This window comes from Sphingopyxis sp. LC81 (assembly GCF_000756375.1).
Lineage (GTDB): Bacteria > Pseudomonadota > Alphaproteobacteria > Sphingomonadales > Sphingomonadaceae > Sphingopyxis.
The window spans coordinates 30,548-44,941 of the sequence record NZ_JNFD01000017.1; the positions used below are offsets into that span (position 1 = coordinate 30,548).

Genomic DNA, 14,394 nt, shown 5'->3' on the forward strand with positions numbered 1-14,394 from the left:
AAGTCCGGGGTGACGATGATGAGAGGGCAGCCTTCGGTCGAATGTAGACGTTCTCCCGCTGTCAACTCAGCAGCGGTTCCAGCGCGTCCCATTCGCGGTCGACCGCGCGGCGGCCGGCGTCGATTGCGGCGCGGATTTTCGCCGGGTTGAATTCGAGCGTTTCGGCGACTTCTTCTTCGGGTTCGATGATGCGGATCGGCGCGAAGCGGTAGCGCGCGATCTGGACGTCGAGCGGACGAAGGATGCGCGCGGCCTGCGCGCCGCCGATGCCTTCATTCTGGAGCGCGCGAAGCTGCCCCTCGCGCGCGGCGATCAGGTCGTTGATCAGCGCGGCGCCGGCGAGGTCGTTCGCCGACACTTCGGATTGCAATATATCGACCGCGCGCAGCCCGATCTTGATGAGGTTGGGGAAGGTGCGCACCGGGCCGGGGCGCGGCGCGGGCGAGGCGCGCACCGCGATCACCCCGCGTGGGTTCATTTCGAGCGCCGAGCTTAAAGGGGTCACATCGCGTACCCCGCCGTCGACCCATTGTTCTTCGGTCCCGTCGCTCGCGCGCGTTTTCAGCGGATCGAAAAAGAGCGGCATCGCGCAGCTCGCGTAAACCCAATTGTGGATGCCGGGCACGCTCTCGTCGATCGCGCGATAGCTGCCGGTGCCGAGATTGACGACGCCGAGGAGCAGCTTGCGCCCGCTCGCGCGCAGCTTGGTGTCGTTCGCGAAGCCCTTGAGCAGCCGTTTGAGCGGCGCGGTGTCGTAGAGCGCATCCTCGCCAAGCAAGCCCCCGACGACGCCGAGCGGGCGCGACTTATAGATCGAGCTGTTGCCGCGGATACCAAGCCAGGCATCGAGCAGGCCCGGCACATCGTCCTGCGCGACGCCGAGCGCCTGGATCGCGCCGGTCGATACGCCCGCGACGATGTCGAGGCGAACGCCGCGATTGACGACGAGTTCGTGGACGACGCCGACCTGAAAGGCGCCTTTCGCGCCGCCGCCGCTCAATACGATTGCCAGACCGCCTGCCATGCTGCGCCTCCTTGATCGGCGCCTGTTTACAGCAGTTCGGGCCATCTCCCAACCCTCGCCGGCGTGTTTGGTCGATCCGGGGATCGCCAAATCCTTGGCGAAATATTAACCAGTCTTTAGCCGGCAATTGCTTATAAACCGGCGCGGCCCCTCGAGGCCTGGGGGGGCACCGATGGCCGAAACGATCACCGAAGCGCGCAGGCGTGAGGACTCTGTCACCCGGCTTTCGCCCGATCGGCTGGCGTTGATTCTGTGGCTGGGCTTCGTTGCGGTCAGCCTGCTCCTGCATCGCGATGCCATCGCCGCGCTGTCCTTTTCCGATCCTGACAATGCGATGCGGCTGGTGCAGGTCCGCGACCTGGTGAGCGGGCAAAGCTGGTTCGACACGACGCAATATCGGACAAATCCGATGGGCGGCGGCGGGCCCACGCACTGGTCGCGCTTCGTCGATGCGCCGATCGCCGCGTTGATCGCGTTGCTGAGCCTGCTTTTCGAACCGCAAGCCGCCGAACGCTGGGTGCTCGCACTCTATCCGCCGTTTCTGGCGCTGCCGCTGCTGCTCGTCTTTTCGCGGATCCTGCAAATATTGGGCGGCCGGCAATTCACCTTCATCGGGCTTGCGATCGCGGCGACGACGCTCAGCTATTTGCATCATTTCGCGCCGCTCAACATCGATCACCATGGCTGGCAGGTTCTGCTGTCGGTCGTGCTGCTGTGGCTCGCGCTCCGGCCGGCAAGCTTTGCGAACGGATTCCTGTCGGCGTTCGTCGCGGGCATCTATGTCGAGATTTCGCTCGAAGGCTTTCCGCTTCTGGGGCTGTTCTGGGCGCTTTTTGTCGTCGACTGGCTGCGCGATCCGGCCAAGGCTAGCCGATTGCGCGGCTTTTCGGCCGGGATGATCCTGTTGCCGGCGTTATGGGCGCTGCCCTTCCGCGGCACGACCTATGTCGTGAGCATCCTCTGCGACAGCTTTTCCTTGCCCTATATCGTGGCGACCGCGCTGGCTGGGCTGGTTTTCACGGCCTTTCTGGCCGCGCCCTTCCGCTGGACCGCGACATTGCCCCGGCGGATTACGCCGGTGATCATCGCGGGCCTTCTGTTCGGGGCCGGCTTTGTCCTCACCGGGCCGTCCTGTCTTTCCGGTCCATTCGGCACGCTGGAACCGCTCGTGCGGACCTATTGGTATGATCCGATCCTCGAAGGACGTCCGCTCTGGGCGCAGGAACCCGCCAGGCTGCTCGCCTATATCGTCCCAAGCCTTGTCGGATTGTTGGCGACGATCGGGGCTTGCTGGAAGGCACGCGGACGTCCCGATGCCGAAAACTGGTTTCGCCTTGCATTCCTGATCCTGTTCAGCGCGATTCTGGCAATGCTGGTCATCCGGGCGCTCAACGTCGCGCATGCCTTTATGGTGCCTGCGTTCGCGGCGCTCGCGACGGGACTATGGCGCTGGATTCATGCGCAGTCGAATATGGCGCGGCGTCTTTGCGGACATTTGCTGCTTTTGTTGTCGATCCCGACGGTCGATATCGCGCTCGGCTATCGCCTGTCATCGCTTGTCGCAGGCCCCGCGGCAGGTCCGGAAGCAAGGCCGCAAAATGCGGCCTGCCTTCAGTCGAATCCTACGCTCGCCGGGGAGCCGCCGGCGCTTCTCTTTACCTCGACGCATATCGCCCCGGCGCTCTTGGTCAGCACACCGCACAGCGTCGTGGCGACCGGTCATCACCGCAATCACGCGGCGCTCAATCGGGTGATATCGGCGTTTCTTGCACCGCCCGATGGCGCGCGCTCGTTGGTCCGAGCGGAAGGCGCGCGCTATGTCGTATTTTGCAGTGGCGAACTTGGGCCGCTGGCTGCCGCGAACCGGAACGGGCTCGCCGCGCACCTGATCCAGGGCAGGACGGTCGATTGGCTGGAACCGCAACACCGGTTCGCGTCGGGTGGCTTGCAAGTGTATCGCATCGTTTATCCAGCCGCGAAAAAGCGCGGTATCAGTGAAAAACCCATCCCGGCGTTAACCAGTTTTTAGCCATAATTCCCCCAAGTCGGCAGGCAGCAATCTGATCCGTGTGGGGGAATATCACGTGACCAACACCCAAGTGTCGAAAAGCCGTCCGACGAGCGCCGACGTCGCCATCATTGGCGCCGGCCCCGCGGGGCTGACCGCCGCCTATCAGCTGACCCAGCAGGGGTATAGCGTGACGGTGATCGAAAAGGACCCCGTCTATGTCGGCGGGATCAGCCGCACGGTCGAACATGAGGGCTTTCGCTTCGACATCGGCGGCCACCGCTTCTTTTCGAAGAGCCGCGAGGTCGTCGACCTGTGGAACGAGATCTTGCCCGACGATTTCATCGAGCGCCCGCGGATGAGCCGCATCTATTATGAGGGCAAATTCTATTCCTATCCGCTGCGCGCGTTCGAGGCGCTGTGGAACCTTGGCATCTTTCGCTCGACGCTCTGCATGATCAGCTATGCGCAGGCGAAGTTGCTGCCGAACAAGAATGTCCGCAGCTTCGAGGACTGGACGATCAACCAGTTCGGGCGGAAGCTTTATTCGATCTTTTTCAAGACCTATACCGAGAAGGTGTGGGGCATGCCGTGCGACGAAATGTCGGCCGACTGGGCGGCGCAGCGCATCAAGGGGCTTAGCCTCGGCGGCGCGGTGATCGACGGGCTGAAGCGCAGTCTCGGGCTCAACAAGAAGCCCAATGATGGCATGGCGACCAAGACTTTGCTCGAAACCTTCCGCTATCCGCGGCTTGGCCCCGGCATGATGTGGGATGCCGCGCGCGACAAGGTCGTTGCGGGCGGCAACCATGTGTTGATGGGCCACAGCTTCAAGCAGCTGACGCAGGATCAGAAGACGGGCCGCTGGCGGATGACCGCGACGGGCCCCGACGGCGATGTCGTGATCGATGCCGCGCATGTCATCAGCTCGGCGCCGATGCGCGAGCTCGCGGCGCGTATCCATCCGCTGCCGGCGTGCGCGCTCAGCGCCGCGCCGAACCTCAAATATCGCGATTTTCTGACCGTCGCGCTCAAGATTCGCTCCGAGGATCTGTTCCCCGACAACTGGATCTATATCCACGACAGCAAGGTGCAGGTCGGGCGGGTGCAGAATTTCCGCAGCTGGTCGCCCGAAATGGTGCCCGACCCCGAACTCGCGTGCGTCGGGCTCGAATATTTCTGTTTCGAAGGCGACGGGCTCTGGGCGGCGAGCGATGAAAAGCTGGTCGCGCTGGCGACGAAGGAAATGGAAATCCTGGGCCTTTGCGATCCCGAAGATGTCGTCGGCGGCGCGGTCGTCCGGCAGGAAAAGGCCTATCCGGTTTATGACGATGATTATGCCGTGCATGTCGAGACGATGCGCAGCGAGCTTGAGGCGCGTTATCCGACGCTGCATATGGTGGGGCGCAACGGCATGCACCGCTATAACAACCAGGATCATGCGATGATGACCGCGATGCTGACGGTGCGCAACATCGTCGCCGGCGAAAAACTCTATGATATCTGGGGCGTCAACGAGGACGCCGAATATCATGAGAGCGGCACCGAAGGCGAGCAGGCCGCGCTCGCGTCGGTCCGCGAGGTTCCCACGCGCGTGGCGAAGGCCGCGTAAGCGCTTGGCCGGGGGGATCGGCGCCATGCTACCGGTGACCAGATTGATCGCGTCAGTGCGGCGCGGCGAGATTCGCTGGCTGAACTATCTGCTCGCAAGCGTGCTCGCGCTGGGCAGCGATGCGGGGCTTTTCCTGTTGCTGCTCGACGCCGGGCTGTCGCCCGTAACGGCGTCGGCGACCGGCTATTGCGCCGGGATTCTCGTGCACTGGCTGGTGTCGAGCCGGCTCGTTTTTGCCGACGGCGCCGCAGCGCGCGGCACGGGTGAGCGCCATCGCCAGAAACTGCTCTTCGTCGGATCGGCGCTCGTCGGTCTTGCCGTCACGACCGCGATCGTCGGCGGGGGCAGCGCGCTCGGCCTCGATCCGCGCCTCGCAAAGCTCGCGGCGATCGTCGTCAGCTTCCAGACGACCTATTTGCTGCGCCGCCATATCGTGTTCCGGACGGCGGCGGCATGAGTGACGCGTCCGCGCTTCCCGCGGGCGCGGAGCCATCGGTTCGTGCACCCGAATCGGGCGGCATCGTGCTGAGCCCGTGGTTCACCCCGGTCCGGATCGCGCTGATTATCTGGGGGCTGATGAGCCTCGTTGCCATTGTCGCGAAATGGCAGGCGATCGGCGCGCTCGATCTGTCGGACACCGACGACGCGATGCGCATGGCGCAGGTCCGCGACCTCCTTGCGGGGCAGGGCTGGTGGGATCTTTCGCAATATCGCGTCAATCCGGCGGGCGGCGGGGTGCTGATGCACTGGTCGCGCATCGTCGATGCGCCGCTCGCGGCGGGCACCCTGCTGCTGAAACCGCTGTTCGGACAGGCGATGGCCGAACGGATCGTGATGACGCTGTGGCCGCCGCTGCTCGGCGCGGCGCTCAGCGTTGCCTGCGTGCTCGGTTATCGGGGGCTGTCCGACCGGCGGATCGCCTATGCCGTGCCGCTCTTCCTGATCATGTCGGGTTATATATTGGTGCAGTTCCGCCCGCTCCGGGTCGACCATCACGGCTGGCAGATTTTCTTTGCGATGCTGATCATGGCGCAGGCGCTGCGGCCGCCAAGCTGGTGGGCGGGCCTGCTCGGCGGATTGTTCGCCGCGGCGCTGCTCGCGGTGTCGATCGAAGGATTGCCGATTGTCGCGCTGTTCGCCGGGCTGGCTGCGCTGCGCTGGGCGCTGCACGGGCGCTCCGAGGATCGCGCGCGGCTTTGCGGCTATATGGGCGCACTCGCGGGCGGCGCGCTGCTGCTCCAGTTTGCGACGCGCGGTCCCGCGGGGCTGCTCGGCAGCTGGTGCGATTCGCTTTCGGCGCCCTATATGGCGGCGTTCGCCGTTGCCGCCGCGGTGACCTTTGCGGCCGCGCGGGCCAACCCGCGCCAGTGGGCGCGTTTCCTGCTGTTGGGGCTGGCCGGCGTGTCGGCGGCGGGGGCGCTGGTGTGGACCGAACCGCAATGCGCGAAGGGCCCCTTCGCGGCGCTCGATCCGATCGTGGTGCAATATTGGTATCTTAATGTCCTCGAGGGCCAGCCTTTGTGGATGTCGGAACCGTCGAGTGCGATCCACGTGCTCGTGCCATCGCTGATCGGTCTCGCCGGGTCGTTGCTCGCGTGGCGGAGCTGCTCGTCGGCCGTCGACCGCGGGAACTGGGCGACGATCATCGTCGCACTGGTCGGAGCGGCCGCCTTGTCGGTGTTCGTCCTGCGCAGCGTTTCGACCGCGCATGTCTTTGCCTTGCCCGGCTGCGCCTGGCTCGGCCTGCGCGCCTGGGCGTGGGCGCGGACGATTCCTTCGACCTTGCCGCGAATCTTCGCGTCGGCTGCCGCTGCGCTGACGCTGCCGCTGCTCGGCAGCATGGCTGTCGCCGCCGTGCTCGGCCTGGTGGTCCCGTCGCTGAACGCCGAAGAGGACAAGGCCGTTGAAGAGGCCGCCGCGGCCAAGCCCTATCGGGAGGACTGCCTAGATCCCGCGGCGATCGCCGACCTGAACCGTCTGCCGGCGACGACGATCCTGACCCCCATCGATCTGGGCGCGCCGGTGATTTTCTGGACGCGCCATAGCCTGGTCGCGACGCCGCATCATCGCAACAAGGAGGCGATGGCGGACTCGATCCGCGTCTTCGCCGGCGACCCCGGGCACGCCGAGGCGCTGGTCCGCAAGCAGGCGGCGACGCTGATCGTGTTTTGCCGGACCGCCAACGACCTCTCCAAATATCGCCGCGCCCGGAAAGACGCGCTCGCGGCGCAGCTTTACGCCGGAACGCCGCCCGCGTGGCTCGAAGCGGTGCCGATCGTGTCGCGCGCCGGGCTGTCGGTGTGGCGGGTGAAGCCCGAGTAAAGGGCGTCAGGCGGGGCGGAAGGTCAGCGCCGCGCCGTTCATGCAATAACGCTTGCCCGTCGGTTTCGGCCCGTCGTTGAAGACGTGGCCGAGATGCCCGCCGCAGCGTCTGCAATGCACTTCGGTGCGCGCATAGCCGAGTTCGCGATCGGTCGCGGTGCCGATGCCGCCCTTCAGCGGCGCCCAGAAGCTCGGCCAGCCGGTGCCGCTGTCGAACTTTGTCCTGCTCGAATAGAGCGGCAGCGCGCAGCCGGCGCAGTCGAAAATGCCGGTGCGTTTTTCCTTGTCGAGCGGGCTGGTGAAGGGGCGCTCGGTCGCCGCTTCGCGGAGCACGCGATATTGCAGCGGCGACAGGCGCTTTTTCCATTCGGCATCGGAAAGCTGCCAGCCCGGCTGCGCTTTCGGACGCGACGATTTGGCGAAGAGCATCGGTGCGCCGATGATGGCGCCGCCCAGCGCGAGTCCGCCGAGAATGAAACGACGTTCGATCATATCCTCGATACGTACGTCTGGGTGAAAGGGTTACAAGTCCGCTTCAATATTTCTCGATTTTGGCGGGCAGCGTGCGGAAACCGTGGACGAAGCAGGCGTGGACGCGCTCGGGGGTGCCCGTGACTGTCACCCGCATCCGCCGCGCCGCCATTTCCTCGAGCAGGATGCGCAGCTGCAATTCGGCGAGGCGTGCGCCGACGCAGCGATGGACGCCATAGCCGAACGACAGGTGCCGCCGGGCGTTTTCACGCGTCAGGTCGATGTCGTCGGCGTCGCTGAACACGCTTTCGTCGCGGTTCGCCGACAGATACCAGAGGATCAGCTTGTCGCCCTTGGCGATCTTGTGCCCGAACAGCTCGGCATCGGCGAGCGCGGTGCGCCGCATATGCGCGAGCGGGGTCTGCCAGCGGATGATCTCGCTGACCGCATTGGGGATCAGTGCCGGATCGGCCTCGAGCTTCGCGCGTTGCTCGGGGAATTGGTCGAGGCCGTAAGCGAGCCCCGACATGGTGTTGCGCGTCGTGTCGTTGCCGCCGACGATCAGGAGCACGAGGTTTCCGATGAACTCATATTTGTCCATGTGGCTCATCGCTTCGCTGTGCAGCATCATCGAGAGCAGGTCGGGGGTCGGCGGCTGGTCGAGCTTTTCCATCCACAGTTTCTGGAAATAGACGAAGGCCTCTTCGAGCACCGCGCGGCGCTGTTCCTTGAGCTCGGGCTTCTGCGCGAGTTCGACGTCGCCCATCCAGTCGGACCATTCGCTCAATTTGCGGCGATCTTCCCACGGGAAATCGAACAGGATCGCGAGCATCTGCGTCGTCAGTTCCATCGACACACGGTCGACCCAGTCGAACGTCTCGCCCCACGGCAGGCCGTCGAGCACTTCGCCGGTGCGGTTCCTTATATCTTCGGACAGGCGCGTCATTTCGGCGGGGGTGAAGGCGGGGGCGACGGTGCGGCGCTGGTCGGTGTGCTGCGGCCGGTCCATCGCGATGAACATCGGCAGGCGGAAATCCTCATCCTCGTCGCGTTCGAGGATCGTGATGCCGCCATATTCCCACGACGAAGAATAAATGTCGGGCAGCGCCTCGACATGCTGGATCGCCTGATGACTCGCGATGTTCCAATAGGGCCCGTGGACGCTGTCCTCGCACTTCACGATGCCGCCCAATTTGCGGAGTTCGGCGAAGGGTTCCTGCCAGCGATCCTCCGAATAGATCGCGGCGGGACTCATGTCATAGCGGTCGGTGACGGGCTGGGGCGCAGCTGCAGTCGCCATCGGGCATCCTCCTCCTCAAAAGGGACTCGCCGCGACGCTTGCCGCCGTCGGCCAGATCAGTTGCAGGATGCCACTGTTTACAGCTTTGTCAACGAGGCTGGGACGAAGCGGCCTCGGCGGCTGCTGCAGCGGCAGCCGCACCCTTTGTCCGGCGCCAGAATTTCCAGCCGCTACCGCCGCTGAGCACGCCCGACCGGAACAGGCGCACCGACAGGAAGATGACGAGCGCGACCCAGATCGCCTGCCAGCCGAGCGCGAGCAAATGGACCGCCTTGGCATCGTCGGTCGCGGCGCGCGCCGCCATCGCAAGCGGCGAGGAGAAGGGGAAGATCTGCGCGAAATGGGCGAGACCGCTGCCCGGCGCGCTCGCGGCCGCCGCCGACAGGCTGAACATGCCGACCTGGAAGATGGTGATCGGCAGGCTGAGCATCTGGATTTCGCGCACCGATCCCGCCTGCGCGCCGACGCCGAGGAAGACCGCGCCGAGCAGGAGGAAGGACAGGATGAAATAGGCAAAGCCGATGCCCAGGAAAAAGGGCCAGCCCGTCGCCGGCATCGAGGCGAGCGCGGCGGTCGCCTTGCCGGCCTTGCCCGCGGCGGCGATCGCGGCGGGATCGACCTGCGTCGCGGCGATCAGTCCGCCGCCCATCGCGACGATCATCCAGAAGGCGATAAAGAGCACGGCGACGCCGAGCATGCCGAGCAGCTTGCCGAGAAAGACGCTTTCGAGCGGCACCGCGGCGGCGAGAATCTCGATGACCTTGTTGCCCTTTTCCTCGGCGAGCGAGCTCACCGTCTGGCCCGCCAGCAGCAAGGTCAGGAGGAAGATGATGAAGACCGCGCCGAAACCGAGCGACTGTTGCACCGCGATGCTGGTGCCGCTGCTCGATAGCGCTTCGAAATCGGGGGTGATGGATGGCATCGGCCCGGCGGCGCGCGCGCGCTGCACATCGCCCGCGAGCAGCGCGAGATAGCGGCCCGCGCTGCTGCCCTTTTCGCGCTCGACGATGCGCGGCGCGGTCAGGGGGCCGCTCATCACCGCATAGGTGTCGCTGCCCTTTTCGCGGGCGATCGCAACGGGATCGCCGATGGCGGGGCTGGCGATGCGGATATCGAGCGGTGCGGGTTCGCGGGTCATTCCAGCCCGGAGTCGCTGATCGGAGGCCCGAAGCGCCTCGATATCTGCCGGATGGGCGACGACGACGATGCGCCCGGCGCCGCGCGCGCTATCGGCAAGCTGCGATGCGCCCATGCCGCCGGCGAGCCCCATCGCGACCATGAACAAGGGTGCGAGCAGGAAGAGAAGGAAGGTCGGGGTCGCGACGATCGCGAGAAAGTCGCGCCGCGCAACGACGAACATGCTGCGGATGAAGGGGGTCATGCGCTGGCCTCCTCTACGGCGTCCTCAGTGGCATCGGCGTCGAATCCCGCGTCGACCTGCCGGACGATATGGACGAAGGCGTCGTGCAGCGCCGGGCGGCTGATCGACAGGCCGGTGACGCCATGACCGCTCGCGGTGATGCGCGCGAGCAACGGTTCGACATCGGCGTCCTGAATCGCGAAATGCCAGGCGTCGCCGCGGAGTTCCGCGCCCGCAGGGAGATTTGCGGCAACCGCGGCAGCGTCGCCCGCGGTTCGAGGGGTGTAGCGCACCTGCATCGGGAGCAGCGCGCGCGCCTCGTCGACCGTGCCCTCGAACCGGCGCGCCGAGCGCGCGATGATCGCGATGCGGTCGCAGAGGCGTTCGGCATGCGCCATGACATGCGTCGAGAAGAGGATCGTCGCGCCGCGGTCGCGCTCGCGCCGCACGAGCATTTCGAGCCGCTCCTGATTGACGGGGTCGAGCCCCGAGAAGGGCTCGTCGAGCACGATGAGGTCGGGGGCGTGGACGATCGATCCGATCAGCTGGATCATCTGCGCCATGCCCTTCGACATCTTGCGGATCTTTTCGTCGATCACGCGCTCGAGCCCGAGTTCGGTCATGAATCCCGCGGCGCGGCGGCGCCCCTCGGACCAGTCGAGCCCGCGCAGCGCGCCCATGAACGCAATCGCCTCGCGCGCTTTCATGCCCGGATACAGCCCGCGTTCCTCGGGAAGATAGCCGATGCGGTGGCGTACCGACTGCGGCCGCTGCCCGCCAAACAGGCGGCTTGTCCCCGCATCGGGGTCGATGATGCCGAGCGTCATGCGCAGGCTCGTCGTCTTGCCGGCGCCATTGGGGCCGAGCACGCCATAAATGCTGCCCGTTGGCACCGCGAGGGACACATGATCGACCGCTTTGTAATTGCCGAAATATTTGGTGAGGCCATTCGCCTCGACGCTGAAATCGCTCAAACCCGGGTCCCCAATCTTGGCTCACCAAACTATGGCACGGCGAGGCCGCTCGCGTATAGAGCGGCAATGGTTGCCGAAGCCTTGCCTCTGGAAACGCTTCTCCTCGAAGAACGGCTCGAAGCCGTCGCGCGCGCGCATGGTTTCGCGGCGTTCGGGATCGCGCAGGCCGATGCGGCGCCTGAGACCGCGGCGCGGCTCGACCAATGGCTGGCCGAGGGGCGCCACGGCGATATGATCTGGATGGAAAGCCGCGCCGCGCAGCGCGGATCGCCCAAGGGGCTGTGGCCCGAGGTCAAATCGGTGATCGCATTGGGCATGAGTTACGCGCCAGCACTCGACCCGCTGGCGCTCGCCGATCACCCCGAGCGCGGGCGTATCTCGGTCTATGCGCAGGGCGGCGACTATCATGACGTCGTCAAGAAAGCGCTGAAGGCGGTCGCGCGCTGGCTCGTCGCCGAAGTGGAGGACGCCGAGGTCAAGGTGTTTGTCGACACGGCGCCGGTGATGGAAAAGCCGCTGGCGGCGGCGGCGGGACTCGGCTGGCAGGGCAAGCACACCAATCTCGTCAGCCGCGATCATGGAAGCTGGCTGTTCCTTGGCGCGATCTACACGACGCTGGAGCTGGAGCCGTCGAAGCCCGGGCGCGATACGTGCGGCAGCTGTTCGGCGTGCCAGGAGGTGTGCCCGACGCAGGCCTTTCCCGCGCCGTACCGGCTCGATGCGCGGCGCTGCATCTCGTATCTGACGATCGAGCATAATGGGCCGATTCCCCTCGCGCTGCGGCGCGGGATCGGCAACCGAATCTATGGCTGCGACGATTGTCTGGCGGCGTGTCCGTGGAACAAATTCGCCGAAACCGCGCACGTCCATCGCGCCTTCCTGCCGCGCGCCGAACTGGCGGCGCCGTCGCTTTCCGACCTGCTCGCGCTCGACGATGCCGATTTCCGTCAGGTCTTCGCGGGGTCGCCGATCAAGCGGATCGGGCGCGGGCGGATGGTGCGCAATGCCGCGATCGCGGCGGGGAACAGCGGCGATGTGCGGTTTGTGCCCGTGCTCGAACGGCTGGCGAAGGATGAATCGCCGATGGTTGTCGACGCGGCTTTATGGGCGCTCGCCGAACTGGCGTCCTGACGTCATATCAGCGTTGAAGCGACTGGGCGCAGCTGTTCACTTCGGCGTTGCGGCCATCGGGCGTGCGCGCGTCGACATGCGTCGCAACGGGATTCGCGCCCGCGCGCGGGGCGTAGAAATAGACATCGAGGATGCAGTTCGACCCGGCGAACTGCAGCTTGCGGCCGGCGCCTTCGGTGATATCGAGCTGCGGCTTGCCGAACATCCGGCCGATCGCGTCGGCGCTGTTGCCGATCAGCGCGTTGTTCTGCACCGGGCGGACCACCGTGTTCGGCGGCGGGGTTGCCGCGGACGGTGTCGACGGGCGCGGGATCGCGGGGCCGGCGCACGCACCGAGCGTCAAAGCGAGACCGGCGATGGCGGTCAGGCGGCGGTTTTCGATCATCTTTTCTGGTCCCCATTGCGCAGATGCAGCATGTGCACGGCCATAGCCGCGCTCAATATCGGCGCCAACAGATTGGCGATAGGCACCACGAAGCTTGCGGCGGACAGCAGCCCGAGCGACCAGCGCGCAGGCCGGTCGAGCCGTGGACGGTCCGGATGGCGCGCGAGCACCATCGCCTCGAGATCGCGGCCGAGCAGCACCGCGTTGACGAGCAGCGCGAAGATCGGCGTGCCGATACCGGTGACGAGCAGCAGGATGTAGATCGGCAGCGCGAGCAGGTTGCCGCCGATCAGCCGCACCAGCGAAGCGAGCGCGAGGCCGATATTCTGGCGCCAGCCGACATCGACGGCTTGGCTTGCGGCGGCGGGATAGTGGCGGCCCTCGACATCGGCGACGATGCCATCGGCGAACAAGCCGACGACGACGATCGCGACGGCGCGGAAGAGCAGCCAGCTTCCCGCGATGATGGCCAGAACGATCAATATTCCGGCCATATCGAGTTGCGCTTCGTCGAGCCATTTCCAGTGCGCCAGCGCCCAGCGCGCCGCGAAAAAGATCGCGGCGCCCGAGGCAGCGAGGAGCAGGAGCGTAAGCGCGAGGCTTTGCGCCAGCACGCGCATCACGCGGGGCTGCGGTAAGTCCCTTAGCGCGAGCAGGAAGGCGTGAACGGCGCGGGCCATGGGCGCAGGGATGGTGGGCGCGCGCGCGCGGGTCAAGCGTTATGCTTGCCTTGGCGGGCCCCGCCGCCTAAGGCGCGCGGCAGCTTTTTCCACGCATCACAGGATTTTTCATGGCCTCCACCGCCCGTTTCGACGTTGTCGCCATCGGCAACGCCATCGTCGACGTCATCGCCCGCGCCGACGATGCGCTGATCACTGCCGAAGGTCTGACCAAGGGGTCGATGCGGCTGATCGACGCCGAAGAGGCCGAACGCCTTTACGCGGCGATGGGACCCGCGATCGAAATGTCGGGCGGTTCGGCGGCCAATACGCTCGCCGGGATGGCCGCGCTCGGCCAGCGTTGCAGCTTTATCGGACAGGTCGCCGACGATCAGCTCGGCCATGTTTTCACGCACGATCTGCGCGCGCTCGGCGTCGCTTATGAAACCCCGCCGCTCAGCGAAGGCGCGCCGACCGCGCGCTGCCTGATCCTCGTCACCCCCGACGGCCAGCGCACGATGAACACCTTCCTCGGTGCGAGCCATCTGCTCGAGCAGTCGATGATCGACGAAGCGTGGATCGCCGATTCGGAGATTCTCTATCTCGAAGGCTATTTGTGGGATCCCGAGCTGTCGCGCGCGGCGATGCGGCGCGCGATCGACGTGTCGCGCGCAGCGGGACGCAAGGTCGCCTTCACGCTGTCGGATGCGTTCATCATCGACCGCCACGGTGCCGATTTCCGCAAGCTGATCGCCGAGGGGCTGTTCGACATCCTCTTCGCGAACGAGGTCGAGATTTGCGCGCTCGCTGAAACCGATGATTTCGAAGCCGCTGTCGCGAGCGTCGCGGCGCAGGTGCCGCTGCTTGTCGTCACGCGCGGCTCGCACGGCGCGATCGCGCTGACGGGCGGCACGCGCACCGAAGTCGGCGCCGAGCCGATCGATACGGTCGTCGATACCACCGGCGCGGGCGACCTGTTCGCCGCGGGTTTCCTCTCGGGTCAGGCGCAGGGCCGTCCGATTGCCGATTGCCTGACGATGGGCGCCGTGTGCGCGCGCGAAATCATCGCACAGGTCGGTCCGCGCGCGCAGACCGACCTCAAGGCGAAGATCGCCGAACGGCTGGGCTAGGAACCTTCGTCGGCCGTG

At 65.9% G+C, this 14,394-nt stretch carries 13 protein-coding genes; 6 read left to right on the forward strand and 7 right to left on the reverse strand.

The genetic code is table 11. The features are described from left to right. Positions 1 to 61 precede the first annotated feature (61 nt). On the reverse strand, positions 62 to 1,024 hold the full coding sequence (locus FG91_RS08970; RefSeq protein ID WP_161785642.1) for a patatin-like phospholipase family protein: 963 nt from the start codon (positions 1,022 to 1,024) through the stop codon (positions 62 to 64). A gap of 172 nt (positions 1,025 to 1,196) precedes the next feature. Here FG91_RS08970 and FG91_RS08975 point away from each other — a divergent pair, with 172 nt between their 5' ends. Genes FG91_RS08975 through FG91_RS08990 form a run of 4 tightly spaced genes read left to right on the forward strand, consistent with a single transcriptional unit; the run spans position 1,197 to position 6,966 of the window. After that, positions 1,197 to 3,053, forward strand: coding sequence for a hypothetical protein (locus tag FG91_RS08975; RefSeq protein ID WP_037514333.1), 1,857 nt, complete (start codon positions 1,197 to 1,199; stop codon positions 3,051 to 3,053). A 55-nt stretch (positions 3,054 to 3,108) separates the two neighbouring features. Further along, positions 3,109 to 4,644, forward strand: coding sequence for an NAD(P)/FAD-dependent oxidoreductase (locus tag FG91_RS08980; RefSeq protein WP_235211989.1), 1,536 nt, complete (start codon positions 3,109 to 3,111; stop codon positions 4,642 to 4,644). Between the two features lie 25 nt (positions 4,645 to 4,669). Continuing rightward, positions 4,670 to 5,101: a GtrA family protein gene (locus FG91_RS08985; RefSeq protein ID WP_052187442.1), complete on the forward strand. Its 432-nt coding sequence runs from the start codon at positions 4,670 to 4,672 to the stop codon at positions 5,099 to 5,101. Continuing rightward, positions 5,098 to 6,966, forward strand: a complete 1,869-nt coding sequence (locus tag FG91_RS08990) for a hypothetical protein (RefSeq protein WP_052187443.1) — start codon at positions 5,098 to 5,100, stop codon at positions 6,964 to 6,966. The genes FG91_RS08985 and FG91_RS08990 overlap by 4 nt, the downstream gene beginning before the upstream one ends. A 6-nt stretch (positions 6,967 to 6,972) precedes the next feature. Here FG91_RS08990 and msrB read toward each other — a convergent pair whose 3' ends face one another. From msrB to FG91_RS09010, 4 genes are all read right to left on the reverse strand, one after another. Then, positions 6,973 to 7,458 (reverse strand): peptide-methionine (R)-S-oxide reductase MsrB, encoded by a 486-nt coding sequence (msrB, locus tag FG91_RS08995; RefSeq protein WP_152568063.1) that lies wholly within the window; start codon positions 7,456 to 7,458, stop codon positions 6,973 to 6,975. 43 nt (positions 7,459 to 7,501) lie between these two features. Continuing rightward, complete coding sequence (locus FG91_RS09000; RefSeq protein WP_037514336.1) at positions 7,502 to 8,737, reverse strand: cytochrome P450; 1,236 nt, start codon at positions 8,735 to 8,737, stop codon at positions 7,502 to 7,504. A gap of 88 nt (positions 8,738 to 8,825) precedes the next feature. Beyond that, entirely contained in the window at positions 8,826 to 10,118 is a 1,293-nt protein-coding gene (locus FG91_RS09005; protein WP_052187444.1) for an ABC transporter permease, read from the reverse strand. Further along, positions 10,115 to 11,071: an ABC transporter ATP-binding protein gene (locus tag FG91_RS09010; protein ID WP_037514337.1), complete on the reverse strand. Its 957-nt coding sequence runs from the start codon at positions 11,069 to 11,071 to the stop codon at positions 10,115 to 10,117. Before FG91_RS09010 ends, FG91_RS09005 begins: the two co-directional genes overlap by 4 nt. A 66-nt stretch (positions 11,072 to 11,137) precedes the next feature. On the opposite strand from FG91_RS09010, the gene queG reads away from it, so the two are divergent. Continuing rightward, positions 11,138 to 12,202, forward strand: a complete 1,065-nt coding sequence (queG, locus tag FG91_RS09015; RefSeq protein ID WP_037514339.1) for a tRNA epoxyqueuosine(34) reductase QueG — start codon at positions 11,138 to 11,140, stop codon at positions 12,200 to 12,202. Between the two features lie 7 nt (positions 12,203 to 12,209). Here queG and FG91_RS09020 read toward each other — a convergent pair whose 3' ends face one another. Next, positions 12,210 to 12,587 carry a hypothetical protein gene (locus tag FG91_RS09020; RefSeq protein WP_037514340.1) on the reverse strand — a complete coding sequence of 126 codons (378 nt, stop codon included), beginning with the start codon at positions 12,585 to 12,587 and terminating at the stop codon, positions 12,210 to 12,212. Beyond that, a complete protein-coding gene (locus FG91_RS09025; protein ID WP_037514341.1) occupies positions 12,584 to 13,267 on the reverse strand; it encodes an EI24 domain-containing protein in 684 nt (227 codons plus the stop codon). The genes FG91_RS09020 and FG91_RS09025 overlap by 4 nt, the downstream gene beginning before the upstream one ends. A gap of 110 nt (positions 13,268 to 13,377) precedes the next feature. Here FG91_RS09025 and FG91_RS09030 point away from each other — a divergent pair, with 110 nt between their 5' ends. Further along, positions 13,378 to 14,376 carry an adenosine kinase gene (locus tag FG91_RS09030; RefSeq protein ID WP_037514342.1) on the forward strand — a complete coding sequence of 333 codons (999 nt, stop codon included), beginning with the start codon at positions 13,378 to 13,380 and terminating at the stop codon, positions 14,374 to 14,376. Positions 14,377 to 14,394 lie beyond the last annotated feature (18 nt).

Excerpts from the sequence above, each read along its gene's own strand:
- FG91_RS08970 (WP_161785642.1), bottom strand. The coding sequence starts at position 1,024 with ATGGCAGGCGGTCTGGCAATCGTATTGAGCGGCGGCGGCGCGAAAGGC.
- FG91_RS08975 (WP_037514333.1), top strand. The coding sequence starts at position 1,197 with ATGGCCGAAACGATCACCGAAGCGCGCAGGCGTGAGGACTCTGTCACC.
- FG91_RS08985 (WP_052187442.1), top strand. The coding sequence starts at position 4,670 with ATGCTACCGGTGACCAGATTGATCGCGTCAGTGCGGCGCGGCGAGATT.
- FG91_RS08990 (WP_052187443.1), top strand. The coding sequence starts at position 5,098 with ATGAGTGACGCGTCCGCGCTTCCCGCGGGCGCGGAGCCATCGGTTCGT.
- msrB (WP_152568063.1), bottom strand. The coding sequence starts at position 7,458 with ATGATCGAACGTCGTTTCATTCTCGGCGGACTCGCGCTGGGCGGCGCC.
- FG91_RS09000 (WP_037514336.1), bottom strand. The coding sequence starts at position 8,737 with ATGGCGACTGCAGCTGCGCCCCAGCCCGTCACCGACCGCTATGACATG.
- FG91_RS09005 (WP_052187444.1), bottom strand. The coding sequence starts at position 10,118 with ATGACCCCCTTCATCCGCAGCATGTTCGTCGTTGCGCGGCGCGACTTT.
- queG (WP_037514339.1), top strand. The coding sequence starts at position 11,138 with ATGGTTGCCGAAGCCTTGCCTCTGGAAACGCTTCTCCTCGAAGAACGG.
- FG91_RS09020 (WP_037514340.1), bottom strand. The coding sequence starts at position 12,587 with ATGATCGAAAACCGCCGCCTGACCGCCATCGCCGGTCTCGCTTTGACG.
- FG91_RS09025 (WP_037514341.1), bottom strand. The coding sequence starts at position 13,267 with ATGGCCCGCGCCGTTCACGCCTTCCTGCTCGCGCTAAGGGACTTACCG.
- FG91_RS09030 (WP_037514342.1), top strand. The coding sequence starts at position 13,378 with ATGGCCTCCACCGCCCGTTTCGACGTTGTCGCCATCGGCAACGCCATC.